Source organism: Pseudomonas laurylsulfativorans (assembly GCF_002906155.1).
GTDB classification, from domain to species: Bacteria; Pseudomonadota; Gammaproteobacteria; order Pseudomonadales; family Pseudomonadaceae; genus Aquipseudomonas; species Aquipseudomonas laurylsulfativorans.
Map to the genome: position 1 here is coordinate 84642 of NZ_MUJK01000014.1, position 24955 is coordinate 109596.

Sequence of the window (24955 nt, forward strand, 5' to 3'; positions counted from 1 at the left end):
CAGGCTCGCTCCTACAGTAGTTTTGAGCTGTTTGCAGTTTCAGCGCATCAGGCATAATCGGCCCCAATTCAAACAACAAGGACGCCGCCCCGTGAGCTCAGTCAACAAGTCGATTTTGTTGGTCGATGACGATCAAGAGATACGCGAGTTGCTGGACACCTACCTGACCCGCGCCGGTTTCCAGGTGCGTGCCACCGCCGATGGCGCCGGGTTTCGCCAGGCGCTGAACGACGCGCCGGCCGACTTGGTGATCCTTGATGTGATGCTGCCCGACGAAGACGGCTTCAGCCTGTGCCGCTGGATTCGCCAGCATCCACGCCAGGCGCAGGTGCCGATCATCATGCTCACCGCCAGTTCCGACGAAGCCGACCGTGTCATCGGCCTGGAGCTGGGCGCCGACGATTACCTCGGCAAGCCGTTCAGCCCACGGGAGTTGCAGGCGCGGATCAAGGCGTTGCTGCGCCGCGCGCAGTTCGGCCAGGAGCGTAACGGCGGTGAGGTGCTGGCCTTCGATGACTGGCGTCTGGACATGGTCAGCCATCGGCTGTTTCACATCGACGGCGAAGAAGTGATTCTCTCGGGCGCCGACTTCGCGCTGCTGAAACTGTTCCTCGATCACCCGCAGGAAATCCTCGACCGCGACACCATCGGCAACGCCACCCGTGGCCGTGAACTGATGCCCCTTGATCGCATCGTCGACATGGCGGTCAGCCGGTTGCGCCAGCGTCTGCGCGACACGGAAAAACCGCCACGGCTGATCCGCACCGTGCGTGGCAGTGGCTACCAATTGGCGGCCCACGTGGTTGCCGGCAATGGTCACTGAGATTTTCCGCAAACTCGCTGCCAAGGTACCGATGCCACGTTCGCTGCTCGGGCGGATGTTGCTGTTGACCCTGCTGGCGGTGTTGTTCGCCCAGGCGTTGTCGAGCGTGATCTGGGTGTCGCAATTGCGTGCCACGCAGCTTGAAGGCTTGGTCACCAGCGCCCGCAGCCTGGCCCATTCGATGACGGCCAGTGTCAGCTATTTTCGTTCGTTGCCAGTGGCGTTTCGGCCCCTGGTGCTGGACCAGTTGCGCAGCATGGGTGGCACCCGGTTTGTGGTGACACTCAATGACAAACCCCTGGGCATGGAAGTGCTGCCCATCACCCCGCGCAAAGAGGCAGTGCTCAAAGCGGTGGACGAGGTGCTGCGCCAGTCCCTCGGCCAGGACACGGACATCTCGGTGACCTTCGTCAGCCCGGAAGACCTGCGCATCTTCAATGGCGGCTTGAAGCTCGATGAGTTGCCGCGATCCTGGGCGCACTACGCGCTGACCCTGGAACCGGTGAACCCGCCGGTACTGGTCACGCAGATCCAGATGGCACCGGGCGAATGGCTGTACATCGCCTCGCTGTTGCCCGAGCCCTACACCAGCCTTGAAGAGCAAGGCCTGCCGGCGCAGCAGGTGTGGTTCATCGTCCTCACCAGCGGTTTTTTGCTGTTGTTCATCGGCCTGCTGGTGCACTGGCAGAGTCGACCGCTCAAGCGCCTGGCGCGGGCGGCGCGGGACCTGTCGTTGGGGGCAGACGTGGAACCAGTGGCCGAAGGCGGTGGCAGCGAAGTGGTCGAGGTCGGGCGCGCCTTCAACACCATGCGAGAGCGCATCAGCCGTTACCTGACCGAGCGTAGCCAGTTGTTCAGCGCCATTTCCCACGACCTGCGCACGCCGATCACCCGCTTGCGTTTGCGGGTTGAGTTACTCGAAGACGAAAAGCTGCAAGCCAAGTTCGGCCGCGATCTGGATGAGCTTGAACTACTGGTCAAGGGCGCGCTGCAATGCGTGAAAGACACCGACATCCACGAGAACATCGAGCCGGTGGATCTCAATCACGTGCTCGACTGTCTGGTGGAGCCCTATCTAGCGCCGAACGGCAATGGTCGCGTGACCCAGCAGGGGCGGGCGCTGGCGACGTATCCGGGCAAACCGCTGGCGCTCAAGCGCTGCATCGGCAACCTGATCGACAATGCGTTGAAGTACGGGCAGAACGCGCACCTGCACATCGATGACGATGAAAGCGCGTTCATCCTGCATGTCGATGATGAAGGGCCGGGCGTACCGGAACAGCGGCTGGAGCAGGTGTTCGAACCGCACTTCCGTCTGGCCGGGCAGCAGCAGGGGTATGGGTTGGGGCTGGGGATTGCCCGCAACATTGCCCATAGCCATGGGGGTGAAGTCAGCTTGCAGAATTTGCGTGAAGGCGGGTTGCGGGTGACCCTGCAGCTACCCCGATCAATCGATTGACGCACCTGTCCCTGTAGGAGCCGGCTTGCCGGCGATGGCGTATTCAAGAATGTCATCGCTGGCAAGCCAGCTCCTACAAGTCTGATTGTCACAGCCTGGTGACATAACCCACCCCCTTCGTTACAAGCCCGCCTTCGTCCGTTGTTTATGCTGCCCTGCAGTCATAACAACAAAAAAGGTACGCCATGGACACCTTCCAACCCGCCTTCAGCCGTTGGCTGAACGCACCTGCCCATCAGCAATGGCTTGCCGCCGAAGGCTTGCGCCTGCTGGCGTTTGCCAAGGCTTCGAAGCTGCCTGAAGGCTTCGGCAATCTCGATGAAAAAGGTCGCCTTGCGGCTGATGCGCAAGCCCAGACCATGAACACCGCGCGCATGACCCACAGCTTCGCCATGGCTCATATTCAGGGCTTGCCGGGCTTTGCCGGGCTGGTCGATCACGGTATCGCGGCGCTGCGCGGACCGTTGCGGGATGCGCTGCAGGGTGGCTGGTTCGCCACGGCCGAACATCGCGATGGCAACACCGGCAAGAACGCCTACCTGCATGCTTTCGTCGCGCTGGCAGCGAGTTCTGCGGTGGTCGCGCAACGTCCCGGTGCACAAGCCTTGCTCGATGATGCCATCGACATCATCGACACGTACTTCTGGAGCGAAGAAGAGGGCGCCATGCGCGAGTCCTTCAACCGCGACTGGAGCGAAGAGGAGGCGTACCGGGGCGCCAACAGCAACATGCACGCCACTGAAGCATTCCTCGCACTGGCGGATGTCACCGATGACAACCGTTGGCTGAGCCGTGCCCAGCGTATCGTCGAGCGAGTGATCCATGGCCACGCCGCCGCCAACGATTACCTGGTGATCGAGCATTTCGACCGTGCCTGGCAGCCGCTGCGGGACTACAACCACGACAATCCGGCCGACGGCTTCCGCCCCTACGGCACCACCCCGGGTCATGGTTTCGAGTGGGCGCGGCTGTTGCTGCACCTCGAAGCTTCGCGGGTGAGAGCGGGGATGCTCACGCCGGGCTGGCTGGTTACCGACGCGCAAAAACTCTTCGAGCACAATTGCCGTCACGGTTGGAATATCGATGGTGCGCCGGGGATTGTCTACACCCTGGACTGGGACAACAAAGCGGTGGTCCGCCATCGCCTGCACTGGACCCATTGCGAAGCCAGTGCCGCCGCCAGTGCCTTGCTCAAGCGTACCGGTGAAGACCAATACGAGCAGTGGTACCGACTATTCTGGGAATTCTGTGACAGTCATTTCATCGACCGCGAAGGCGGCAGCTGGCATCACGAACTCGACCCGCAAAACCGCCCGAGTGCCGACATCTGGCCCGGCAAACCTGACCTTTATCACGCCTGGCAAGCCGTGTTGATTCCGCGCCTGGCGCTGGCGCCAAGCATGGCCACGGCGCTGGCGCAGCTGTCCCAGAGCGGTTCTATGTAACCATGCGGTGACATTCGCGCATCCCTTCGTTACCTGCGAGGGGATATCCCCTGTTTAAAATCCTATGCAGCGCAAGCAACAGACTTGCATGCATAACAACAAGAAAGGTGCTCCTAGATGAATGCGATTTCTCGCCTCGCTACTGTCATTTCTCTCGCTTCCCTGTCTGCGCTCCCCCTCAGTGTCCTGGCTGCCGAATCCAAAGGTTCCGTTGAAGTCGTTCATTGGTGGACCTCCGGTGGTGAAAAGGCAGCGGTCGATGTCCTGAAGGCCCAAGTCGAAAAAGACGGCTTCACCTGGAAGGACGGCGCAGTCGCCGGTGGCGGCGGTTCCACGGCCATGACCGTACTCAAAAGTCGCGCCGTAGCCGGCAACCCGCCAGGCGTTGCCCAGATCAAAGGCCCGGACATCCAGGAGTGGGGCAGCACCGGCCTGCTCAGCACCGACGCGCTGAAAGAAGTATCCAAGGCGGAAAACTGGGATGGCCTGCTGTCGAAGAAAGTCTCCGACACCGTGAAGTACGAAGGTGACTACGTCGCCGTGCCGGTGAACATCCACCGCGTCAACTGGCTGTGGATCAACCCGGAAGTGTTCAAGAAAGCCGGGATCGAAAAAGCCCCGACGACCCTCGAAGAATTCTATGCCGCCGGCGACAAGCTCAAAGCCGCAGGCTTCATCGCGCTCGCCCACGGCGGCCAGCCTTGGCAGGACAGCACCGTGTTCGAAGACGTGGTGCTCTCGGTCATGGGCGCTGACGGCTACAAGAAAGCGCTGGTCGACCTGGACCAGAAAACCCTGTCCGGCCCGGAGATGACCCAGTCGTTCACCGAGCTGAAAAAAATCACCACTTACATGGACCCGAACCGCGCCGGTCGTGACTGGAATATCGCGGCCGCTGACGTCATCAACGGCAAGGCTGGCATGCAGATGATGGGCGACTGGGCCAAGAGCGAGTGGACTGCCGCGAAGAAAGTCGCCGGCAAGGACTACCAGTGCGTGGCGTTCCCGGGCACGGAAAAGGCCTTCACCTACAACATCGACTCCCTGGCGGTGTTCAAGCTCAAAGCCGATCGCAAGGGCGACATCGCTGCCCAGCAAGACCTGGCCAAAGTGGCGTTGGGTACCGACTTCCAGAAAGTCTTCAGCATGAACAAGGGGTCGATCCCGGTGCGTAACGACATGCTGAACGAAATGGACAAGCTCGGCTTCGACGAGTGCGCGCAGAAGGCGGCGAAGGACTTCATCGCCGACGACAAGACCGGCGGCCTGCAACCGAGCATGGCGCACAACATGGCCACTTCCCTGGCTGTGCAAGGCGCGATCTTCGACGTGGTCACCAACTTCATGAACGACAAGGATGCTGACCCGGCCAAGGCCAGCGCCCAACTGGCATCGGCTGTCAAAGCGGCCCAGTAATTCCTGGTCCCGCGGCCATGCGCCGCGGTCACTTTCGATACGTTCTCCTGTAGGAGCCGGCTTGCCGGCGATGGCGGTGTGCCTGACACACCGCGGTGCCTGAATCGCTGGCAAGCCAGCTCCTACAGGTGGTACTTCAATTTCTGACTGGATTATCCCGATGAGCTCTGTGGCGGTTTTCAGCAAAGCCTCACCGTTCGATGCGCTGCAACGCTGGCTACCCAAGTTGGTACTCGCGCCGAGCATGCTGATCGTGTTGGTTGGCTTCTACGGTTACATCATCTGGACGTTCATTCTGTCCTTCACCAACTCCAGCTTCATGCCGAGCTACAAGTGGGTCGGCCTGCAGCAATACATGCGCTTGATGGACAACGACCGCTGGTGGGTCGCGAGCAAGAACCTCGCGCTGTTCGGTGGCATGTTCATCGGCATCAGCCTGGTGCTGGGGGTGTTCCTCGCGGTGCTGCTGGACCAGCGCATTCGCAAGGAAGGCTTCATCCGCACCATCTACCTGTACCCGATGGCGCTGTCGATGATCGTCACCGGTACCGCGTGGAAATGGCTGCTCAACCCGGGCTTGGGCCTGGACAAGATGCTGCGTGACTGGGGCTGGGAGGGCTTCCGCCTCGACTGGCTGGTGGATCAGGATCGCGTCGTCTACTGCCTGGTGATCGCCGCCGTGTGGCAAGCCTCCGGGTTTGTCATGGCGATGTTCCTCGCCGGCCTGCGCGGTGTCGATCAGTCGATCATCCGTGCCGCGCAAGTCGATGGTGCGAGCCTGCCGACCATCTACCTGAAGATCGTTTTGCCGAGCCTGCGCCCGGTGTTCTTCAGTGCCTTCATGATCCTCGCGCACATCGCGATCAAGAGCTTCGACCTGGTCGCGGCAATGACCGCGGGCGGTCCGGGCTACTCGTCCGACCTGCCGGCAATGTTCATGTATTCCTTCACCTTCAGCCGTGGCCAGATGGGTATCGGTTCGGCCAGTGCCATGTTGATGCTCGGCGCCGTGCTGACCATCCTCGTGCCGTACCTGTACTCCGAGCTGCGAGGCAAACGCCATGACTAATCAACTCGGAAAACCCGGCATCAGTTTCAGCCGCATCGCGATCTACGCAACCCTGTTGCTGGCCGCGGCGGTGTACCTGATCCCGCTGATCGTGATGCTGCTGACCAGCTTCAAATCCCCGGAAGACATCCGCACCGGCAACCTGCTGAGCTGGCCGACCGTGATCGACGGCATCGGCTGGATCAAGGCCTGGGACGTGGTGGGCGGCTACTTCTGGAACTCGGTGAAAATCACCGTGCCGGCGGTGTTGATCTCGACCTTCATCGGGGCCATGAACGGCTACGTGCTGTCGATGTGGCGCTTCCGTGGTTCGCAACTGTTCTTCGGCCTGCTGCTGTTCGGCTGCTTCCTGCCGTTCCAGACCGTGCTGCTGCCAGCCTCGTTCACCCTCGGCAAGTTCGGTCTGGCCAACACCACCACCGGCCTGGTGCTGGTGCACGTGGTCTACGGCCTGGCGTTCACCACGCTGTTCTTCCGCAACTACTACGTGAGCATTCCGGATGCGCTGGTCAAGGCCGCAAGGCTCGATGGCGCGGGCTTCTTCACGATCTTTCTGAAGATCCTGCTGCCGATGTCGATCCCGATCGTGATGGTCTGCCTGATCTGGCAGTTCACCCAGATCTGGAATGACTTCCTGTTCGGCGTGGTGTTCGCCAGTGGCGACGCCCAGCCAATTACCGTGGCCCTGAACAACCTGGTCAACACCAGCACCGGGGCCAAGGAATACAACGTTGATATGGCCGCCGCGATGATCGCCGGGCTGCCGACACTGCTGGTCTACATATTCGCTGGCAAGTATTTCCTGCGTGGGCTGACGTCCGGCGCGGTCAAGGGGTAGAAAGATGGCAACTCTCGAATTACGCAACGTCAACAAGACCTACGGCCCGGGCTTGCCGGACACCCTGAAAAACATCGAACTGAAAATCGATGACGGTGAGTTCCTGATCCTGGTCGGCCCGTCGGGCTGCGGCAAGTCGACCTTGATGAACTGCATCGCCGGCCTGGAAACCATCAGTGGCGGCGCCATCCTGGTGGACGACGCCGACATCAGCGGAATGAGCCCCAAGGATCGCGACATCGCCATGGTGTTCCAGTCCTACGCGCTGTATCCGACGATGAGCGTGCGCGACAACATCGCCTTCGGCCTGAAGATCCGCAAAATGCCGACCGCCGAAATCGACGAAGAAGTCGCTCGGGTTTCCAAGCTGTTGCAGATCGAACACCTGCTCAGCCGCAAACCCGGCCAGCTCTCCGGTGGCCAGCAGCAGCGTGTGGCGATGGGCCGTGCGCTGGCGCGGCGGCCGAAGATTTATCTGTTCGACGAGCCGCTGTCCAACCTCGACGCCAAGCTGCGGGTCGAGATGCGCACCGAAATGAAGCTGATGCACCAGCGCCTGAAAACCACCACGGTCTACGTGACCCACGACCAGATCGAAGCCATGACCCTGGGCGACAAAGTGGCGGTGATGAAAGACGGCATCATCCAGCAGTTCGGTACGCCGAAGGACATCTACAACAACCCGGCCAACCTGTTCGTGGCGAGCTTCATCGGTTCGCCACCGATGAACTTCATCCCACTGCGCCTGCAGCGCAAGGACGGTCGTCTGCTGGCGTTGCTCGACAGCGGCCAGGCCCGTTGCGAATTGCCGCTGGGAATGCAGGACGCCGGTCTTGAAGACCGCGAAGTGATCCTCGGCATGCGCCCTGAACAAATCATCCTGGCCAACGGCGAAGCGAACGGTTTGCCGACCATTCGTGCCGAAGTCCAGGTTACCGAACCGACCGGGCCCGACACCCTGGTCTTCGTCAATCTCAACGACACCAAGGTCTGCTGCCGCCTGGCACCGGACGTGGCGCCGGCAGTGGGCGAGACCCTGACGCTGCAATTCGACCCGGCGAAAGTGCTGCTGTTCGATGCCAAGACCGGGGAGCGACTGGGGGTTGCCGGCGTGCCGAAAGCCGAGGCGCATGCTGACAACGTGGCCCAATTCAAAGGCCGCTGAAGAACAAATCTGTAGGAGCGAGCCTGCTCGCGATGGACGTCAACGATGACACTGGAAACCTGACACCCCACGGTGTTCTCAGGTTTCTCGCGAGCAAGCTCGCTCCTACAGGGGGGGAATCCGCGATGCGCGGCCTGTCGCGCATCGCAACTGATGTAACCGCGTTAAAGAAGAAAAGTTAATAACAATAAAACGAGGATGTAGGGATGAAGATGAAGAACAAGGCCCGGTTGATCTGCCAAGTGTCAGCAGCGGCAGCACTGGTTCTGGCCGGCAATGCGATGGCCGATGAAGCGTTCAGCTCCGACTCCAAGTGGATGACGGGCGATTGGGGTGGCGAGCGAACCAAACTGATCGAGCAAGGCATCGACATCAAGATGGATTATGTCGGTGAAGTCGGCGGCAACCTGCATGGCGGTTTCAACGATGACAAGACCGCGCGCTATGCCGACCAGTTTGGCCTGGGCGCGGCGCTGGACCTGGAGAAACTGTTCGGCTGGGATAACACCCAGGCCAAGGTCCAGCTCACCAACCGTAACGGTGAGAACATCTCCAACGACCGTATCGGCGATCCGCGTGCCGGCACCCTGAGTTCCTCCCAGGAAGTCTACGGTCGTGGCCACATGGTGCGTCTGACCCAGTTGTGGATTCAGCACCAGTTCTTCGACAACAAACTGGACGTCAAGGCCGGTTACTTCGGTGAAGGCGAAGACTTCAACACCTTCCCGTGCGAGTTCCAGAACCTGGCGTTCTGCGGTTCCCAGGTGGGTAACTGGGCGACCAACATCTGGTACAACTGGCCGGTCAGCCAGGCGGCAATCCGCGTGAAGTACAACATCAATGACGAGCTCTACGCCCAGATCGGCGCGTACAACCAGAACCCGTCGCAACTGGAGCACGGTAACGGCTTCAAGCTCAGTGGCAGTGGTACCGCGGGCACCGTGTTGCCGGTGGAACTGGTCTGGTCGCCGAAGGTCAACAGCCTGCCGGGCGAATACCGTGTCGGTTACTACAAAAGTACCGCCCCTGCCGACGACGTTCTCGAGGACGACAACGGCCAGGACGCAGCGACCACCGGCAACGCTTATCGCGTCCACGATAGCAAGCACGGCTACTGGTTCGTTGCGCAGCAGCAGCTCACCAGCCACAACGGTGACTCTACTCGCGGTCTGAACATCGCGGCCAACGCCACTTTCCACGACAAAGACACCAACTTCATCGACAACTACCAGTCGTTGATGTTTGTGTACAAGGGCCCGTTCGACGCACGTCCGAAGGATGACGTGGGCATCGGTTTTGCCCGTATCCATGTCAACGATGACGTGAAGAAGAACGCCGAGTTGGTCAACGCTTCCAACGGTGTTTCGGATTACGACAATCCGCTGTTCTCGCCCATTCGTGAAACCGAATACAACTACGAGATCAACTACGGCTTCCACGTGACCAACTGGCTGACTGTACGTCCCAACCTGCAATACATCACGCACCCGGGTGGTGTGGATGAAGTCGATAACGCGCTGGTGGCCGGCCTGAAAATTCAGTCGGTGTTCTAACGCGTCTGCGATAAGCTTCTCTCCATGTGCGCATATTTGCGGACAGCCATGGCTGTCCGCTTTTTTTTGCGAGGGCTAACAAGACATGTTGTGTCGAGCGCAACTGTGGTGAAGGGGGCAAGCCCCCTCGCCACAGTGGTTCACTGTGCACAACCGTATGAGTTCAACCATGTTTTTCAGGACCGTGGCACATGCTTGAGCATCCGCTACAACGCTTCTTCAAATCCTTGCGCGAACGACCGGTGTTTGCGTGGGAGCGCTATCAGAAGCGCGACGTGTTGGTGATCGATCATCCGCTGTGTCAGGCGGTGTTCAGTCGTCAGGGCGCGCAGTTGCTGCACTTCCAGCCCAAGGGCCAGAAACCCTGGCTGTGGTGCGCGGCGAAGTGGCCGCAGGTCGGCGCCATTCGCGGTGGCGTGCCGGTGTGCTGGCCGTGGTATGGCCGTCATCCGAGCGAAAACGCCTGGCCGTCCCATGGCTGGGCGCGTTTGCTCGACTGGAAGCTGCTCGACAGCAGCAGTGACGATGATGGTGTGCGTTTGCACTGGCGGCTTGAGTTGTGCGACTGGCAGGTGGACCTGCACGCTCACCTGGGTGAACGCATGGAACTACGCCTGAGCACCGAGCATCAGGACGACATGCCCTGCCAGTTGAGCCAGGCTTTGCATGCTTACTGGCGTATTGGCGATGTCAGTGAGATAGCGCTGTCTGGGCTCGAAGGGGCGCAGGGTTACGACCAGTTGAACCGGCAGGTCTGTCAGCAGGAAGGCGAGTTGCGCGTGGACGGTGGTTGTCAGCGGGTGTTCCAGCATGACGGCGAGTTGCAGCTAAACGATCACGCCTGGCAGCGGGCGCTGTGCATTGATACCGGGGAAACGGCAGACACGGTGGTGTGGCATCCCGGTTCACGTCCGTTGCTGGGCGTTACCTGGAACGAGATATCCGAATTTGTCTGTGTAGAGGCGGCGAGCGGCGGCACCGACAGCCTGTGCCTGAAACCTGGGGAGCGGGCGCATTTGAGCCTGCAGGCGCGGGTGGGGGTCTAGTTCTGAATCTCGCGGTGCCTGGATTGGCCCCATCGCTGGCAAGCCAGCTCCTACAGTGTCCGCGTCGAGCACAAAAACTGCGACCGCCGCTGAACCTGTAGGAGCTGGCTTGCCAGCGATGAGGCCGGACCGGTCAGGCGCGAATTCGGATCAGTTGAATTCATCACCCACCGGATACCGGCTGGCATTCAAACTCTCCTTGATCTTGCGCAAGTGCGGCTGGAAATCCACGCCCCGGCGCAAGGTCATGCCGGTGGCGAGCACGTCCAGCACGGTCAGCTGAATGATCCGCGACGTCATCGGCATGTAAATGTCGGTGTCTTCCGGCAGCGGAATATTCAGGCTCAGGGTGCTGGCCTTGGCCAGCGGCGAGTTCTCGGCGGTCAGGCCAAGTACCGAGGCGCCGTTTTCCCGGGCAATGCGCGCCACTTCCACCAGTTCGCGGGTGCGGCCGGTGTAGGAAATGATCACGAACAACTCGCCGGTGTGGGCTACCGAGGCAATCATGCGCTGCATCAGCACATCCGCGTGGGCCGTGACGGCGAGATTGAAACGGAAGAACTTGTGCTGCGCATCCAGTGCCACGGGGGCCGAGGCGCCGAGGCCGAAGAAGTGGATTTGCCGGGCCTGGATCAGCAGGTCGACGGCGCGGCTGATCAGGTTCGGGTCCAGTGCCTGGCAAGCACTGTCCAGCGAGGCGATGGCGCTGCCGAAGATCTTCTGGGTGTAGGCCTCCGGATTGTCGTCGGCTTCCACCGCACGGCTGACATAGGCGGCACCACTGGCCAGGCTCTGGGCCAGTTGCAGTTTGAGCTCGGGGTAGCCGCTGACGCCGAAGGAGCGGCAGAAACGGTTGACCGTCGGTTCGCTGACCGAGGCGGCCTGGGCGAGGGCGGCGATGCTGAAGCGGGTGGCCTGCTGCGGGTTGAGCAGGATCACCTCGGCGACTTTGCGTTCGGCCTTGTTCAGCTCTTCAAGGCGATTCTGGATTTGCTCCAGTAAATTTCGCACGCGGTCCATATAAGTATCCTTGATTCACCGGCACCGATAAGCGCGCGGCTAATGCAAAAAGGGCCTTTGGTGAGGCCCGTAACGGTGGCCTATCCTACTGATGGCTCTGACCGACCACCACTCGGAATCTGTATTTTGCGAAAATGTTGTGGTTATTACTACATTTTCCCTTGAGTGATGCCTTGAAAAAAGGTATTTGTAGCTTAACTTGATAAAAGAACAAACATCATGCTCTCGATTACGGTTGAACCGTGCACCTTTGCCTTGTTCGGCGCCTTGGGCGATCTGGCCTTGCGCAAGCTGTTTCCTGCCCTTTATCAACTCGACGGCGCCGGCCTGTTGCACGAGGACACGCGCATCATCGCATTGGCCCGTGAGGCGGGCAGCGAGCAGGAGCACCTGGCGTTCATTGCCTCGGAGCTGCGCCGCTATGTCGGTGCCAAAGAGCTGGACGAAGCGGTGCTCGAGCGTTTTCTGGCACGCCTGAGTTACCTGCACGTCGACTTCCTCAATTCCGAAGATTACGTGGCCCTGGCCGAATCCGCTGGCAGTGCGCAGCGGGTCATCGCCTACTTTGCGACCCCGGCCGCTGTGTATGGCGCGATTTGCGAGAACCTGGCCAAGGTCGGCCTGGCGGAAAACACCCGTGTGGTGCTGGAGAAACCCATCGGTTCGGACCTGGAATCCTCGCGCAAGGTCAATGACGCGGTGGCGCAGTTCTTCCCGGAGAACCGCACCTACCGCATCGACCACTACCTGGGTAAAGAGACCGTCCAGAACCTGATCGCCCTGCGTTTCGCCAACAGCCTGTTCGAAACCCAGTGGAACCAGAACTACATTTCCCACGTGGAAATCACCGTGGCCGAGAAGGTCGGTATCGAAGGCCGCTGGGGTTACTTCGACAAGGCCGGCCAACTGCGGGACATGATCCAGAACCACTTGCTGCAACTGCTCTGCCTGATCGCCATGGACCCGCCGGCCGACCTGTCCGCCGACAGCATCCGTGACGAGAAGGTCAAAGTGCTCAAGGCCCTGGCGCCGATCAGCCCGGAGGGCCTGACCACGCAGGTGGTGCGCGGCCAGTACATTGCCGGCTACAGCGAAGGCAAAGCGGTGCCCGGGTACCTGGAAGAACCCAATTCCAACACCCAGAGCAATACCGAAACCTTCGTTGCCCTGCGTGCCGACATCCGCAACTGGCGCTGGGCCGGCGTGCCGTTTTACCTGCGTACCGGCAAGCGCATGCCGCAGAAGCTGTCGCAGATCGTCATTCACTTCAAGGAACCGTCGCACTACATCTTCGCTCCCGAGCAGCGCCTGCAAATCAGCAACAAGCTGATTATCCGCCTGCAACCGGACGAAGGCATTTCCTTGCGCGTGATGACCAAAGATCAAGGCCTGGATAAAGGCATGCAGCTGCGCAGCGGTCCGTTGCAGCTGAATTTTTCCGACACCTGGAGCAGCGCACGGATTCCCGATGCCTACGAGCGGTTGTTGCTGGAAGTGATGCGCGGCAATCAGAACCTGTTTGTCCGTAAAGATGAAATCGAAGCCGCGTGGAAGTGGTGTGACCAGTTGATCGCCGGGTGGAAAAAATCCGGTGATGCGCCCAAGCCGTACGCGGCCGGGTCCTGGGGGCCGATGAGTTCCATTGCTCTGATCACGCGGGACGGGAGGTCGTGGTATGGCGATATCTAAAATGAAACTGCCTCAAGGCGTCAGCGCCCATGCGTTCAAAAGCCCGGTGCTGCTGGCGGAAAGCCTGGCACTGAACGTGGCGAAGCAGCTGAGCGATGCGATCGACGCCCAGGGCACTGCGACCCTGGTGGTGTCCGGTGGCCGCAGCCCGGTGGCGTTTTTCCAGCACCTGGCCAAGCAGGCGCTGGAGTGGTCGAACGTGGTGGTCAGCCTGGCCGACGAGCGCTGGGTGCCGGTCGAGCACGCCGACAGCAACGCCGGCCTGATCAAGCGCTATCTGTTGCAAGGCCCGGCAGCCAAGGCGCAGTTCCTGAGCCTGTACAGCGCCAGCGCCAACCTTGAACAGGCGGCCGAGCAGGCCGACCGTTTGCTGTCCGAACTGCCGGTGATCGACGTGCTGATCCTCGGCATGGGCGATGACGGCCACACCGCGTCGCTGTTCCCCAACAGCCCGAACCTTGCCGAGGCATTGCAGGCCGATGGCATCCGTCGCTGCTGGCCGATGCTGGCGCCGACCGTGCCGCATCAGCGCCTGACCATGAGCCGTGCGCTACTGGCCTCGGCCAAACATAAGGTTCTATCGATTTCCGGTCAGTCCAAGCTGACCACCCTGAGTACCGCACTGGCCGGTGACGATGTCGCCGCAATGCCTGTGCGCGCATTTCTGCAACCCACGTTAGAGATTTACTGGTGCCCATGAGCCAAGGAACAGCCGCTATGACAAACCCATCCCCGACCGTTTCCATGGCGGACAAAGTTGCCCTGATCGACAGCCTCTGCGCGAAAGCGCGGATTCTGCCGGTGATCACCATTGCCCGCGAGCAGGACGTCCTGCCGTTGGCCGATGCCCTCGCTGCCGGTGGCCTGACCGCATTGGAGGTGACCCTGCGTTCGCAGTTCGGCCTCAAGGCCATCCAGATTCTTCGCGAGCAGCGTCCGGAGCTGGTGACCGGTGCCGGCACCGTACTCGACCGCAACATGCTGGCCGCGGCCGAAGCGGCGGGTTCGCAGTTCATTGTCACGCCGGGTATCACCCGTGACTTGCTGGAAGCCAGCGTCGCCAGCCCGATTCCACTGTTGCCGGGCATCAGCAATGCCTCGGGCATCATGGAAGGCTATGGTCTGGGTTATCGCCGCTTCAAGCTGTTCCCGGCGGAAGTCAGCGGTGGTGTTGCAGCCATCAAGGCTTTGGGCGGCCCGTTCGGCGAAGTGAAATTCTGCCCGACCGGCGGCGTGGGCCCGGCCAATATCAAGAGCTACATGGCGTTGAAAAACGTCATGTGCGTGGGCGGTAGCTGGATGCTTGATCCGGAGTGGATCAAGAACGGCGACTGGGCCCGCATTCAGGAATGCACCGCCGAGGCCTTGGCGCTGCTGGACTGATTGCTTCACCCGACACTTCGTTGTGTGTTCTACGGCTTTACGGTGCGCTTGGTCGGTGCACCGTTTTTTTTGCCCGTAAAAAACTGCGCTAATCCTTGTAGGAGCGAGCTTGCTCGCGAAAAACCCGAGGGCGACGCCGGGCATCAGGTTTCACGCGTTTTCGTTCACGACCATCGCGAGCAGGCTCGCTCGCACAGTGGTGAGTGTTCAGCGCAGTTCTTTCAGCGCGGTGATCAAGTGCTGCATATGGTCGGCAGTGCTGGTCAATCCCGGTGTCACGCGGATGCACGGCCCGCAAGCCGCGCCACTGCGCACCACGGTGAACAGGTTGTAGTCGTTGAGCAGCCTTTCGACCATCAACTGTTGATCGGCCTGTTGAGTAAAGCGCATCGAGGTGATGCCGCAATACAACCGTGGATCATCCGGGGTCAACACCTCGATGCCCCGAAGTCCGCGAACTTCGCGCACCCACAGGTTGCGCAGATAATTCAGGCGCGTGCCTTTGGCCGCGGCGCCCCCCATCGCCCAATGTTCTTCAAGCACCAGCGGCAGGGTCAGCAGCGCCGGGATGTTGGGGGTGCTGTACGAGGTGCGGGCACGGATGTCAGTCGGCGGATAATGCATCTCACCCATGTCCGGGTCGATGTCGGCCAGGCGCTCGGGGGCGATATAGATAAAGCCGAGCGTCAACGGCGCGCCGATCCACTTGTGCAGGTTGAAACCGGCGAAGTAGATGCCCAGTTCGGTGAGGTCGAATTCGATCTGGCCGAGGGCATGGGCCCCATCGAGGATGACGTCGATGCCATGTTCCTTCGCCGCGGCTGCAATCGCCTGCACCGGCATCACCAGGCCCGTGCGATGGGTGACGTGGGTCAGGGCCATCAACTTCAGCCGTGGGTGCCGCGCGAAGGTTTCGCGGTAGGTGTTCAGCAGACTGTCGAAAGTTGCCGGGTGCGTGTGTTCGATTTCGACAACTTCAACGCCGCGATTACGTGCCAGCCAACGCATGGCGCCTTTGACCGTGTCGTACTCCAGATCGCAGACCAGTACTTGATCGCCGGGCTGGAGCCGGCTGTAGTTGCGGATCAGCGACTGCAAACCTTCCGACGCGTTGCGGGTCAGGGCGATGCTGCCGGCGGGTACGCCAATCAACCTGGCCAGTTGCGCACGGATCTTCAGGCTGTCGTCCTGTTCGAAACGCTGACGCACGTACACCGAGTTACTGCGATTGATGAGTTCGATGTTGCGCTGGTATTCCTCGACTACCGTGCGCGACATGCGTCCGAAGTAACCGTTTTCCAGATTGAGCGGGCCGGGTTCGACATCGTAACGGTCGGCAAAGGTTTGCCAGAAGGCTTCATCACGGGCGCGGCGGGTGTTGTCGGGCATGGGGTACTCGATAGGTGATTCAGTGGCGCGGGGCCGGCTTGCCGTGTTTGGCGCGCAGCGGTTCGAGCAAGTCCGACAAACCGTTGTGATCGATTTCCTGCATCAGGGCCAGCAGACCGCCCAACTCGCCATGGGGGAAACCCTCCCGGGCGAACCAATTCAGGTAAGGGCCGGGCAGGTCGGCAATGATTCGACCCTTGTACTTGCCGAAGGGCATTTCGCGGGTGATCAGCAGTTCGAGCTTTTCAGGATTCATCGATCGGTCGTCTTGATTCAGTCAGTCTGGAAAATACAGGCATTCTGCATGCAGGCCAAATGACAGATCATGCAAATAAAACGGATACAGATTTCTTGAAAATAGATAACTGTTTGAAAAATAAAGAATAAATAAACGATTCCAGGCTGGCATGCAGGGTGCACTACTCATTGCATCTTTCATCACCCGTGAGGAATTGAAAAATGACCGACATGAACAAAGAAGCGATTTCTGTACTCAACGACCTGATTGAAACCAGTAAGGACGGTCAGGCCGGGTTCAAGACTTGCGCTGAAGACATCAAGCACCCTGAACTCAAAACCCTGTTTATCAACCGTGCGGCTGATTGCGGGACGGCGGCTGCAGAATTGCAGTCTGCCGTACGTTCGATGGGTGGCGATCCGGAAACCTCCACCAGCGTCAGCGGCGACCTGCACCGGCGTTGGGTCGACGTGAAGTCGATGTTCACCGGCAAGGGCGAGGAGGCTGTACTCAATGAAGCCGAGCGCGGTGAGGACCATGCATTGAAGGCTTATCGGGATGCCATGGAGAAAATCAACAAGCACAACCTGGTGGGCATTCGTGACCTGGTTGAGCGTCAGTACCACGGCGTACAACGTAACCACGACCAGGTCAAAGCCCTGCGTAACCAAGCGCGTGCACGTTCGTAAATCACGCTGAAAAAACTGTGGGAGCGAGCTTGCTCGCGATGAGGGCCTGACATTCAACAGTGATGTTGTCTGATCTGACGCTATCGCGAGCAAGCTCGCTCCCACATTGTTTGCTGTTGCCCCGTCAATCAACCGATGCTGATGGCTGGCAGCTCCGTCAACGTCACGCTCTGTTGCTTGCGCGGCGCGAGGATTTCCGCCTCGCCATCCACTACCAGTTCATCGCGCTGGTTGAACACACGGGTGGCAATGCGCACGCGAAACTTCGGCAATTTTTCCAGGATTTCCAGGCGTACGGTCAGGGTGTCGCCGATCTTTACAGGTTTCTGAAAGCTCATTGTCTGGCCAATGTAGATAGTCCCTGGCCCAGGCAATTCGCAGGCGACGGCCGCGCTGATCAGTGCACCACTGAACATGCCGTGGGCGATGCGCTCCTTGAACATGGTGCTGGCGGCGTATTCGGCGTCCAGGTGCACCGGGTTGTGATCGCCGGACATTGCAGCGAACAACTGGATGTCGCGCTCTTCGACGGTCTTGCTGAAGCTGGCGGTCTGGCCGACTTCGAGGGCTTCGTAAGGGGTGTTGGTAACCTGTGTCATCTGTCTCAATTCCTGTGACGAATTAAAAAATTCACAAAAAACTATTCGGATCGGTGGGGCCGAGGAGTGCTCAAGGCCTGTGCGATCCAGTTCAGCACGTCGGCGATGATTTCATCGCGGTTGCTCTCGTTGAACAGTTCGTGCCGCGCCTGCGGGTAAACGGTCAGTTGCAGGTGCCGGCTGCCGGCCGCCCGCAGCGCGTCGGCCAGATCCTTGAGACGTTTGCCCTCACTCACCGGATCACATTCACCGCCAATCACCAGCAGTGGCAGGCCCGGGTCGATCTGGGCGAGATTGGACGCTTTGCTGATTTGCTGCAAGCCACCGAGCAAGTCGATCCACAGTTGATTGGTGCAACGGAAACCGCAGAGCGGGTCGTTGACGTACAGGTCGACCTGCGCCGGATCACGGCTGAGCCAATCGAACGGCGTGCGTGCCGGTTTGAATTTGTTGTTGAACGAACCGAACGACAGCCATTCGATCAATGCGCTGCGTCCTTTGCCACCCTGGCGCAGGCGTTCGAAACGGGCGATTTGCCGTGCCGCGCGATAAAGCGCCACAGGCTGGAAGTTCGAGCCGCTGAGGATTGCCCCGTGCAGGCTGGCGCTGTGGTGCACCAGATAGGCCTGGGCGAGGTAGCTGCCCATGCTGTGGCCGAGCAGCACGATCGGCACGCCAGGGTATTGCTGGCCGATGTGCTGGTTGAGGCTGGCCAGGTCGCTCACGACCTTGCACCAGCCATCGTCATCGGCGAAATGTCCGAGCGTCCCGTTTTCGGCAGTTTTGCCATGTCCACGCAGGTCAGGCGCGCACACGCCGTAGCCCTGATCACAGAGTTTTTCCGCCAAGGGGCCATAGCGACCGCTGTGCTCGGCCATGCCGTGAGCGAGCAGAATCATTGCCTTGAGGCTGCCGTCGGGAAGCCACTGGTTGACGAAGAGGCGGCTGTGGTCGCTCGTGGTCAGCCAGAAAGTGTCATGGATCATGGCGGTTCCTTTGCATGAGGCTGCCTGGTTGGAAACAGCTCGTTGCAGTTTATAGCGCATCCTTGCCTGGGCGTCTGATCAGCCTACGCCACGGCACGAAGATTCATACGGTCAATGACGCTTGTGCGCATATTTGCCTGAATCGTCATAACTGCTAGTGTCCGTGAAGCTCCGCTTTTCGCTTTCTGCCTTTGAGGGATCAAAGAGAAATGACAGAAAAGTGGCCCCGGATAGATTCAGGTAAAGAGGACAAGAACAATGCAACCTGATTTCTGGAATGACAAACGCCCGGCCGGCGTCCCCCTGGATATCGATCTGGGGGCTTACAAGTCGGTGCTCGAGGTGTTCGAGCGTTCCTGCAAGAAGTTTGCTGACCGCCCCGCGTTCAGCAACATGGGTGTCACCCTGACCTACGCCGAACTGGAGCGTCAAAGCGCTGCCTTTGCCGGCTACCTGCAAGCCCACACCGACCTGGTGCCGGGAGACCGCATTGCAGTGCAGATGCCCAACGTCCTGCATTACCCGATTGCCGTGTTCGGTGCCTTGCGCGCCGGGCTGATCGTGGTCAACACCAACCCGTTGTACACCGCGCGGGAAATGCGTCACCAGTTCAAGGACTCTGGTGCCCGGGCGCTGGTATACCTGAACATGTTCGGCCAGAAAGTCCAGGAAGTGCTCCCCGACACCAATATCCAGTACCTGATCGAAGCGAAGATGGGCGACCTGATGCCCACCGCCAGGGGTTGGCTGGTCAACACTGTGGTGAGCAAGGTCAAGAAGATGGTCCCGGACTATTCCTTGCCCCTGGCTGTTTCCTTCAAGAGCGCGCTGCGCATGGGCCGGGGCCTGGGCATCAAGCCGCTGAATGTCGGCCTCGACGACATCGCCGTGCTGCAATACACCGGCGGCACCACCGGCCTGGCCAAGGGCGCGATGCTGACCCATGGCAACCTGGTGGCGAACATGCAACAGGCACGGGCCTGCCTCAGCCAGTCGTCCAGCGACGGTCAGCCGCTGTTGCGCGAAGGTCAGGAGGTCATGATCGCGCCGCTGCCGCTGTACCATATCTATGCCTTCACGGCGAACTGCATGTGCATGATGGTAACCGGCAACCACAACGTGCTGATCACCAACCCACGGGACATCGGCGGCTTCATCAAGGAACTGAAGAAGTGGCGGTTCTCGGCGTTGCTGGGGCTCAACACACTGTTCGTCGCGCTGATGGATCACCCGGAATTCAAGACCCTGGACTTCTCCAGCCTCAAGCTCACCAACTCCGGCGGTACTGCGCTGGTCAAGGCCACCGCCGAGCGGTGGGAACAACTGACCGGTTGCCGCATCACCGAAGGTTACGGCCTGACTGAAACTTCGCCGGTGGCCTGCACCAACCCCTACGGCGATCAATCGCGGATCGGTACGGTTGGCATGCCGGTGCCGGGCACCACGCTGAAAGTCATCAGCGATGACGGCGTCGAACAACCTTTGGGTGAGCGCGGCGAGCTATGCATCAAGGGCCCGCAGATCATGAAGGGCTATTGGCAGAAACCGGATGCCACGGCCGAGGTGCTGGATGCCGAGGGCTGGTTCAAGTCCGGTGACATTGCGGTGATCGACCCGGACGGTTTCGTGCGCATCGTCGATCGCAAGAAGGACATGATCATTGTCTCGGGTTTCAACGTGTACCCGAACGAGATCGAAGACATCGTGATGGCTCACCCTAAAGTCGCCAACTGTGCGGTCATCGGCGTGCCAGATGAACGGTCGGGAGAGGCGGTGAAGTTGTTCGTCGTGGCCCGAGAGGCAGGCGTCAGCCTTGAAGAGCTTAAGGCTTACTGCAAGGAGAACTTCACGGCGTATAAAGTACCGAAGCACATCGTGCTGCGCGAATCGTTGCCGATGACGCCGGTGGGCAAGATCCTGCGGCGGGAGTTGCGTGATATCGCGTAATCGCTGAATGGCCGCGCTGTGCGCGGATCGCGGGCAAGCCACGCTCCCACAGGTTCATTGTTGTGCACATATTATGTGTACGACGCGAACCCTGTAGGAGTGGGCTTGCCCGCGATGCTTTTCGGCGTACGCTAAAGCCCCGAATTCTGTGGGTTACAGGGCTTTATAGGTTTTTTGCTCTAAAATGACTTCTTGCAGGTCTTGAGTCACAAAAGTGACCGTAGAGGCCGCTTTTGGCTCTAGTCGACCCTTGGCAAAGCTGCTACTCTCGGCGCGCTTTGTGACTTCTCGGCCTTCTATCAGCCAGATTCACCAATGGCCAAACACCAATAATAATCGCATCAAATGCGGTGCTGAATTCGCGTTGCTGAGGAGTGGGCTTCCATGATCGAAGACTTTTGGAAGGATAAGTACCCAGCTGGGATTGCTGCTGACATCAATCCAGACGAGTATCCGAATATTCAGGCAGTGTTGAAGCAATCCTGCCAACGCTTCGCCAACAAGCCGGCATTCAGCAACCTGGGCAAAACACTCACCTACGGTGAACTGTACGAATTGTCCGGTGCGTTTGCCGCTTACCTGCAACAGCATACCGATTTGCAGCCCGGCGATCGAATCGCCGTGCAACTGCCCAACGTGCTGCAGTACCCGGTTGCTGTCTTCGGCGCCATCCGCGCCGGGCTGATCGTGGTCAATACCAACCCGCTGTACACCGCACGGGAAATGGAGCACCAATTCAACGACTCCGGTGCCAAGGCCTTGGTCTGCCTGGCCAACATGGCACACCTGGCAGAAACCGTGGTGCCGAAAACCGGCGTCAAGCACGTGATCGTCACCGAAGTCGCTGACCTGCTGCCGCCGCTCAAGCGCTTGCTGATCAACAGCGTCATCAAGTACGTGAAGAAGATGGTACCGGCCTATCACTTGCCGAAAGCCGTCAAGTTCAATGACGTGCTGAGCAAAGGCCAGGGCCAGCCAGTGGCGGAAGCCAACCCGGCCAGCAGCGATGTCGCGGTGCTGCAATACACCGGCGGCACCACCGGCGTGGCCAAGGGGGCGATGCTGACCCACCGCAACCTGGTGGCGAACATGCTGCAGTGCAAGGCGCTGATGGGCTCCAACCTCAATGAAGGTTGCGAAATCCTGATCACGCCGCTGCCGCTGTACCACATCTATGCGTTCACCTTTCATTGCATGGCGATGATGCTGATCGGCAACCACAACATCCTGATCAGCAACCCGCGCGACCTGCCGGCGATGGTCAAGGAACTGTCGAAGTGGAAGTTCAGCGGCTTTGTCGGTTTGAACACACTGTTCGTGGCCCTGTGCAACAACGAAGGCTTCCGCAAGCTGGATTTCTCCGCGCTGAAAGTTACCTTGTCTGGCGGCATGGCCCTGCAACTGGCCGCGGCCGAACGCTGGAAAGCGGTGACCGGTTGCGCCATCTGCGAAGGCTACGGCATGACCGAAACCAGCCCGGTGGCGACGGTGAACCCGATCCAGCACATCCAGATCGGCACCATCGGCATTCCGGTTCCGTCGACCCTGTGCAAAGTCATTAACGATGCCGGTGTCGAGCAGCCATTGGGCGAAATCGGCGAGTTGTGTGTGAAGGGTCCGCAAGTCATGAAGGGTTACTGGCAGCGCCAGGAAGCCACCGATGAGATCCTCGACAGCGAAGGCTGGTTGAAGACCGGTGACATCGCGCTGATCCAGCCCGATGGCTACATGCGCATTGTCGATCGCAAGAAAGACATGATTCTGGTTTCCGGTTTCAACGTGTACCCGAACGAGCTCGAAGACGTGCTGGCCACCCTGCCGGGCGTGCTGCAATGCGCGGCAATCGGAGTCCCGGACGAGAAATCGGGCGAGGCGATCAAGATTTTCATCGTTGCCAAGCCGGGCGTGACCCTGACCAAGGAACAGGTGATGGAGCACATGCGCGCCAACGTCACCGGCTACAAGGTCCCGCGCGCCGTGGAGTTCCGCGATGCTCTGCCGACCACCAACGTCGGCAAGATCCTGCGTCGTGAATTGCGCGATGAAGAGCTGAAGAAGATCAACGCGAAGAAAGCCACCGCGTAATCAAACAAAAAGCCCCGCAGATGCGGGGCTTTTTGTTGGTGCAGACTTTCTGGTCTGAGTGCTTTTGTGGCGAGGGAGCTTGCTCCCGCTGGGTTGCGAAGCAGCCCCAAAACCATCTACCCCGTTGTGTCATACACACTGCATTCGCCGGGTGTCCGACGGCTTCGCAGCCCAACGGGGGCAAGCCCCTCGCCACAGGGGTTCTGTGTATTACAAGCGAAACGGCGCGAAGTTGACGTTAGTCCCCGCCGGGCGCATGTCCTGCAGGAAGGAGTCCTTGTCGGCGCTCAGTTCCAGGCTCAATGCCGCCTTGCGCTTGCCTTCATTGCGCACCACCAGGCCTTCGAGTTTCTCGCGCAGGAACACGGTCGGCACTTTCAGGTGCAGCAGTTCGTCGGTGGCTGGCGTATGCATCAGCAGGTGAATCCACTCGTACTGACCGATGGCCAGGCGCGTCACCGGGAGGTCGAACCACCAGATGTTGCGATTGCGGTTCAATTCGGCGAAGTGGCAGTTGTTGACGCCAAGCACAGCACCGCCAAGTTCCTGGTTTCTGCGGGCAATGGCCTGCTTTTTATCGAGTTTCATAACATTCCTACGGGATTGGATCTTCAGCGCCATGGCCTGAATGTGTTGCGCATTCTCAGGTGTTGGCCAGCAAACATAAAGCGCAACCTGCACTGAGCGATGAAATGTCGCGGTGAAAATAAATGAAACTCCCTGCAAAAGCCCCCGGTCAACCTTGTGTAACGACTTTTCTTCCCATTGAAATGTTCACCGGAGAATCACCATGAGCAGCACAAGCGATAAAGTCAAAGGCATGGCCAATGAAGCCGCCGGCAACGTCAAGCAGGGCGTCGGCAAAGCCACCGGCAACGATAAACTGCGTGCCGAAGGCGTGATGCAGGAACGCAAAGGCGAGGCCCAGCAAGCGGTCGGCAAGGCCAAGGATGCGCTCAAGAAAGGCATCGACAAGGCGTGATCCGGCCTTTAATGAAAACAACAAGCGGCCATCTTCAGATGGCCGTTTTTGTGTCAGCCTGAACTTGCGCATTGAAATTGTTTCAAAGTCGCCAACTGGGCTACCTTGATGAAAGAAAACGGCCCCTGAGTCGCCACGACTTCAACCCAAATCCGTATGCGGCGAATGGAGACGCGAATGATTTTTCCGGACATGAGAGGCTTGCCCCTGCACCGTGTGATGATGCGCACGGTCACCGAGTTCGTCGCCGACGAGATGTCGACCTATGCCTCGGCGCTGGCCTATCAAATGCTGTTTTCGCTGTTTCCGTTCATCCTGTTCCTGATTGCCCTGATCGGCTTCCTGCACCTGCCGGATTTCTTCTCCTGGTTGCGCCTGCAATCGGAACTCGTATTGCCGCCCCAGGCGCTGGAGCAGGTCAACCCGGTGATCGACCAGTTGCAGCAATCCAAGGGTGGCTTGCTCTCGGTGGGTATCGTGATTGCGCTGTATACCGCCTCCGCCGGTGTGCGGCTGATGATGAGCGCGATGAACGCGGCCTACGACGTGGTTGAAGGGCGCCCGCTGTGGAAACGCTTTCCGTTGTCGATCATCTACACCGTCGGCATTGCCGGCATGCTGCTGATCGCCGCGGCGCTGATGGTGCTCGGGCCGCAGGTGATGGGCTGGATCGCAGCGCAAGTCGGTCTTGAGTACTTCATCGTCACGCTCTGGACCATCGTTCGCTGGCCGGTGATCGTGATCCTGCTGATGGTCGCTGTGGCGCTGATCTACTACGTCATGCCCGACGTCAAACAGGAGTTTCGCTTCATCACCCCAGGTTCGGTGCTGGCGGTCGTGGTGTGGATCGTCGCGTCCCTGGGCTTCGGTTTGTACGTCAAGGAATTCGCCAACTACAACGCAATGTATGGCAGCATCGGTGCAATCATCGTGCTGTTGCTGTACTTCTACATTTCCTCTGCCGTGCTGCTTCTAGGGGCTGAGATGAATGCAGTGATCGAGCACATGTCCAAAGAAGGCAAGGACCCAGGCGAAAAAGTCCCCGGCGAGCACGGCCCGGGCATTGAACCCAAGCACCACGTGTCGGGGCTGGGCCGGGACCACTCACTCAAACCGACCACTGACGAAGCCTGA

At 59.7% G+C, this 24955-nt stretch carries 23 protein-coding genes; 17 read left to right on the forward strand and 6 right to left on the reverse strand.

Features of this window, described 5'->3' with window-relative positions; all coding sequences use genetic code 11:
* The first annotated feature begins 91 nt into the window (after window positions 1-91).
* The 9 genes from B0D71_RS27710 (at window position 92) to B0D71_RS27750 (ending at window position 10814) form a co-directional block, all read left to right on the forward strand.
* Window positions 92-823, forward strand: a complete 732-nt coding sequence (locus tag B0D71_RS27710; protein ID WP_103397545.1) for a response regulator — start codon at window positions 92-94, stop codon at window positions 821-823.
* A gap of 31 nt (window positions 824-854) precedes the next feature.
* Window positions 855-2282: an ATP-binding protein gene (locus tag B0D71_RS27715; protein WP_205886065.1), complete on the forward strand. Its 1428-nt coding sequence runs from the start codon at window positions 855-857 to the stop codon at window positions 2280-2282.
* A gap of 185 nt (window positions 2283-2467) precedes the next feature.
* Window positions 2468-3727 (forward strand): D-mannose isomerase, encoded by a 1260-nt coding sequence (locus B0D71_RS27720; RefSeq protein ID WP_103397547.1) that lies wholly within the window; start codon window positions 2468-2470, stop codon window positions 3725-3727.
* 117 nt (window positions 3728-3844) lie between these two features.
* Window positions 3845-5143 (forward strand): ABC transporter substrate-binding protein, encoded by a 1299-nt coding sequence (locus B0D71_RS27725; RefSeq protein WP_103397548.1) that lies wholly within the window; start codon window positions 3845-3847, stop codon window positions 5141-5143.
* A 160-nt stretch (window positions 5144-5303) separates the two neighbouring features.
* Window positions 5304-6212: a carbohydrate ABC transporter permease gene (locus B0D71_RS27730; protein WP_008056768.1), complete on the forward strand. Its 909-nt coding sequence runs from the start codon at window positions 5304-5306 to the stop codon at window positions 6210-6212.
* Entirely contained in the window at window positions 6205-7050 is an 846-nt protein-coding gene (locus B0D71_RS27735; RefSeq protein WP_103397549.1) for a carbohydrate ABC transporter permease, read from the forward strand. Before B0D71_RS27730 ends, B0D71_RS27735 begins: the two co-directional genes overlap by 8 nt.
* A gap of 4 nt (window positions 7051-7054) precedes the next feature.
* The gene (locus tag B0D71_RS27740; protein WP_103397550.1) at window positions 7055-8215 is read left to right on the forward strand and encodes an ABC transporter ATP-binding protein; all 1161 of its coding nucleotides are present in this window, start codon (window positions 7055-7057) and stop codon (window positions 8213-8215) included.
* A gap of 206 nt (window positions 8216-8421) precedes the next feature.
* Window positions 8422-9768: a carbohydrate porin gene (locus B0D71_RS27745; protein WP_103397551.1), complete on the forward strand. Its 1347-nt coding sequence runs from the start codon at window positions 8422-8424 to the stop codon at window positions 9766-9768.
* A 191-nt stretch (window positions 9769-9959) separates the two neighbouring features.
* Window positions 9960-10814 carry a D-hexose-6-phosphate mutarotase gene (locus tag B0D71_RS27750; protein ID WP_103397552.1) on the forward strand — a complete coding sequence of 285 codons (855 nt, stop codon included), beginning with the start codon at window positions 9960-9962 and terminating at the stop codon, window positions 10812-10814.
* Window positions 10815-10964: 150 nt separating this feature from the next.
* Here the strand turns inward: B0D71_RS27750 and B0D71_RS27755 are convergent, their stop codons facing one another.
* A complete protein-coding gene (locus B0D71_RS27755) occupies window positions 10965-11825 on the reverse strand; it encodes a MurR/RpiR family transcriptional regulator (RefSeq protein ID WP_170948639.1) in 861 nt (286 codons plus the stop codon).
* Window positions 11826-12053: 228 nt separating this feature from the next.
* On the opposite strand from B0D71_RS27755, the gene zwf reads away from it, so the two are divergent.
* The 3 genes from zwf to B0D71_RS27770 are packed head-to-tail and all read left to right on the forward strand — an operon-like array spanning window position 12054 to window position 14906.
* Window positions 12054-13523: a glucose-6-phosphate dehydrogenase gene (gene zwf / locus B0D71_RS27760; RefSeq protein WP_103397553.1), complete on the forward strand. Its 1470-nt coding sequence runs from the start codon at window positions 12054-12056 to the stop codon at window positions 13521-13523.
* Entirely contained in the window at window positions 13510-14223 is a 714-nt protein-coding gene (gene pgl, locus B0D71_RS27765) for a 6-phosphogluconolactonase (protein WP_103397554.1), read from the forward strand. The genes zwf and pgl overlap by 14 nt, the downstream gene beginning before the upstream one ends.
* A 17-nt stretch (window positions 14224-14240) precedes the next feature.
* A complete protein-coding gene (locus B0D71_RS27770) occupies window positions 14241-14906 on the forward strand; it encodes a bifunctional 4-hydroxy-2-oxoglutarate aldolase/2-dehydro-3-deoxy-phosphogluconate aldolase (protein WP_103397555.1) in 666 nt (221 codons plus the stop codon).
* Between the two features lie 207 nt (window positions 14907-15113).
* Here B0D71_RS27770 and B0D71_RS27775 read toward each other — a convergent pair whose 3' ends face one another.
* Window positions 15114-16295, reverse strand: a complete 1182-nt coding sequence (locus B0D71_RS27775; RefSeq protein WP_103397556.1) for an aminotransferase class V-fold PLP-dependent enzyme — start codon at window positions 16293-16295, stop codon at window positions 15114-15116.
* A 19-nt stretch (window positions 16296-16314) separates the two neighbouring features.
* Window positions 16315-16551, reverse strand: coding sequence for a DUF3820 family protein (locus B0D71_RS27780; protein ID WP_003227425.1), 237 nt, complete (start codon window positions 16549-16551; stop codon window positions 16315-16317).
* 203 nt (window positions 16552-16754) lie between these two features.
* Between B0D71_RS27780 and B0D71_RS27785 the strand changes: the two genes are divergently transcribed.
* A complete protein-coding gene (locus B0D71_RS27785) occupies window positions 16755-17222 on the forward strand; it encodes a ferritin-like domain-containing protein (protein WP_103397557.1) in 468 nt (155 codons plus the stop codon).
* 128 nt (window positions 17223-17350) lie between these two features.
* Here the strand turns inward: B0D71_RS27785 and B0D71_RS27790 are convergent, their stop codons facing one another.
* Both B0D71_RS27790 and B0D71_RS27795 read right to left on the reverse strand, forming a co-directional pair.
* Window positions 17351-17821: a MaoC family dehydratase gene (locus B0D71_RS27790; RefSeq protein ID WP_095967928.1), complete on the reverse strand. Its 471-nt coding sequence runs from the start codon at window positions 17819-17821 to the stop codon at window positions 17351-17353.
* A 41-nt stretch (window positions 17822-17862) separates the two neighbouring features.
* Window positions 17863-18807, reverse strand: coding sequence for an alpha/beta hydrolase (locus B0D71_RS27795; RefSeq protein ID WP_103397558.1), 945 nt, complete (start codon window positions 18805-18807; stop codon window positions 17863-17865).
* Window positions 18808-19065: 258 nt separating this feature from the next.
* Between B0D71_RS27795 and fadD2 the strand changes: the two genes are divergently transcribed.
* Both fadD2 and fadD1 read left to right on the forward strand, forming a co-directional pair.
* Window positions 19066-20754 (forward strand): long-chain-fatty-acid--CoA ligase FadD2, encoded by a 1689-nt coding sequence (fadD2, locus tag B0D71_RS27800; protein ID WP_103397559.1) that lies wholly within the window; start codon window positions 19066-19068, stop codon window positions 20752-20754.
* 384 nt (window positions 20755-21138) lie between these two features.
* Window positions 21139-22839, forward strand: coding sequence for a long-chain-fatty-acid--CoA ligase FadD1 (fadD1, locus tag B0D71_RS27805; RefSeq protein WP_103397560.1), 1701 nt, complete (start codon window positions 21139-21141; stop codon window positions 22837-22839).
* Window positions 22840-23049: 210 nt separating this feature from the next.
* Here fadD1 and B0D71_RS27810 read toward each other — a convergent pair whose 3' ends face one another.
* The gene (locus tag B0D71_RS27810) at window positions 23050-23427 is read right to left on the reverse strand and encodes a hypothetical protein (protein ID WP_103397561.1); all 378 of its coding nucleotides are present in this window, start codon (window positions 23425-23427) and stop codon (window positions 23050-23052) included.
* 202 nt (window positions 23428-23629) lie between these two features.
* Between B0D71_RS27810 and B0D71_RS27815 the strand changes: the two genes are divergently transcribed.
* Window positions 23630-23821, forward strand: a complete 192-nt coding sequence (locus B0D71_RS27815; RefSeq protein ID WP_103397562.1) for a CsbD family protein — start codon at window positions 23630-23632, stop codon at window positions 23819-23821.
* A 177-nt stretch (window positions 23822-23998) separates the two neighbouring features.
* Window positions 23999-24955, forward strand: a complete 957-nt coding sequence (locus tag B0D71_RS27820; protein ID WP_103397563.1) for a YihY/virulence factor BrkB family protein — start codon at window positions 23999-24001, stop codon at window positions 24953-24955.

Bases quoted from the DNA above. Each gene is read 5' to 3' on its own strand.
- B0D71_RS27815 (WP_103397562.1), top strand. From the start codon at position 23,630: ATGAGCAGCACAAGCGATAAAGTCAAAGGCATGGCCAATGAAGCCGCC.
- B0D71_RS27780 (WP_003227425.1), bottom strand. From the start codon at position 16,551: ATGAATCCTGAAAAGCTCGAACTGCTGATCACCCGCGAAATGCCCTTC.
- B0D71_RS27810 (WP_103397561.1), bottom strand. From the start codon at position 23,427: ATGAAACTCGATAAAAAGCAGGCCATTGCCCGCAGAAACCAGGAACTT.
- zwf (WP_103397553.1), top strand. From the start codon at position 12,054: ATGCTCTCGATTACGGTTGAACCGTGCACCTTTGCCTTGTTCGGCGCC.
- B0D71_RS27730 (WP_008056768.1), top strand. From the start codon at position 5,304: ATGAGCTCTGTGGCGGTTTTCAGCAAAGCCTCACCGTTCGATGCGCTG.
- B0D71_RS27745 (WP_103397551.1), top strand. From the start codon at position 8,422: ATGAAGATGAAGAACAAGGCCCGGTTGATCTGCCAAGTGTCAGCAGCG.
- B0D71_RS27715 (WP_205886065.1), top strand. From the start codon at position 855: ATGCCACGTTCGCTGCTCGGGCGGATGTTGCTGTTGACCCTGCTGGCG.
- B0D71_RS27820 (WP_103397563.1), top strand. From the start codon at position 23,999: ATGATTTTTCCGGACATGAGAGGCTTGCCCCTGCACCGTGTGATGATG.
- fadD1 (WP_103397560.1), top strand. From the start codon at position 21,139: ATGATCGAAGACTTTTGGAAGGATAAGTACCCAGCTGGGATTGCTGCT.
- B0D71_RS27750 (WP_103397552.1), top strand. From the start codon at position 9,960: ATGCTTGAGCATCCGCTACAACGCTTCTTCAAATCCTTGCGCGAACGA.
- pgl (WP_103397554.1), top strand. From the start codon at position 13,510: ATGGCGATATCTAAAATGAAACTGCCTCAAGGCGTCAGCGCCCATGCG.
- B0D71_RS27790 (WP_095967928.1), bottom strand. From the start codon at position 17,821: ATGACACAGGTTACCAACACCCCTTACGAAGCCCTCGAAGTCGGCCAG.
- B0D71_RS27740 (WP_103397550.1), top strand. From the start codon at position 7,055: ATGGCAACTCTCGAATTACGCAACGTCAACAAGACCTACGGCCCGGGC.
- B0D71_RS27785 (WP_103397557.1), top strand. From the start codon at position 16,755: ATGACCGACATGAACAAAGAAGCGATTTCTGTACTCAACGACCTGATT.
- B0D71_RS27735 (WP_103397549.1), top strand. From the start codon at position 6,205: ATGACTAATCAACTCGGAAAACCCGGCATCAGTTTCAGCCGCATCGCG.
- fadD2 (WP_103397559.1), top strand. From the start codon at position 19,066: ATGCAACCTGATTTCTGGAATGACAAACGCCCGGCCGGCGTCCCCCTG.
- B0D71_RS27795 (WP_103397558.1), bottom strand. From the start codon at position 18,807: ATGATCCATGACACTTTCTGGCTGACCACGAGCGACCACAGCCGCCTC.
- B0D71_RS27770 (WP_103397555.1), top strand. From the start codon at position 14,241: ATGACAAACCCATCCCCGACCGTTTCCATGGCGGACAAAGTTGCCCTG.
- B0D71_RS27720 (WP_103397547.1), top strand. From the start codon at position 2,468: ATGGACACCTTCCAACCCGCCTTCAGCCGTTGGCTGAACGCACCTGCC.
- B0D71_RS27725 (WP_103397548.1), top strand. From the start codon at position 3,845: ATGAATGCGATTTCTCGCCTCGCTACTGTCATTTCTCTCGCTTCCCTG.
- B0D71_RS27775 (WP_103397556.1), bottom strand. From the start codon at position 16,295: ATGCCCGACAACACCCGCCGCGCCCGTGATGAAGCCTTCTGGCAAACC.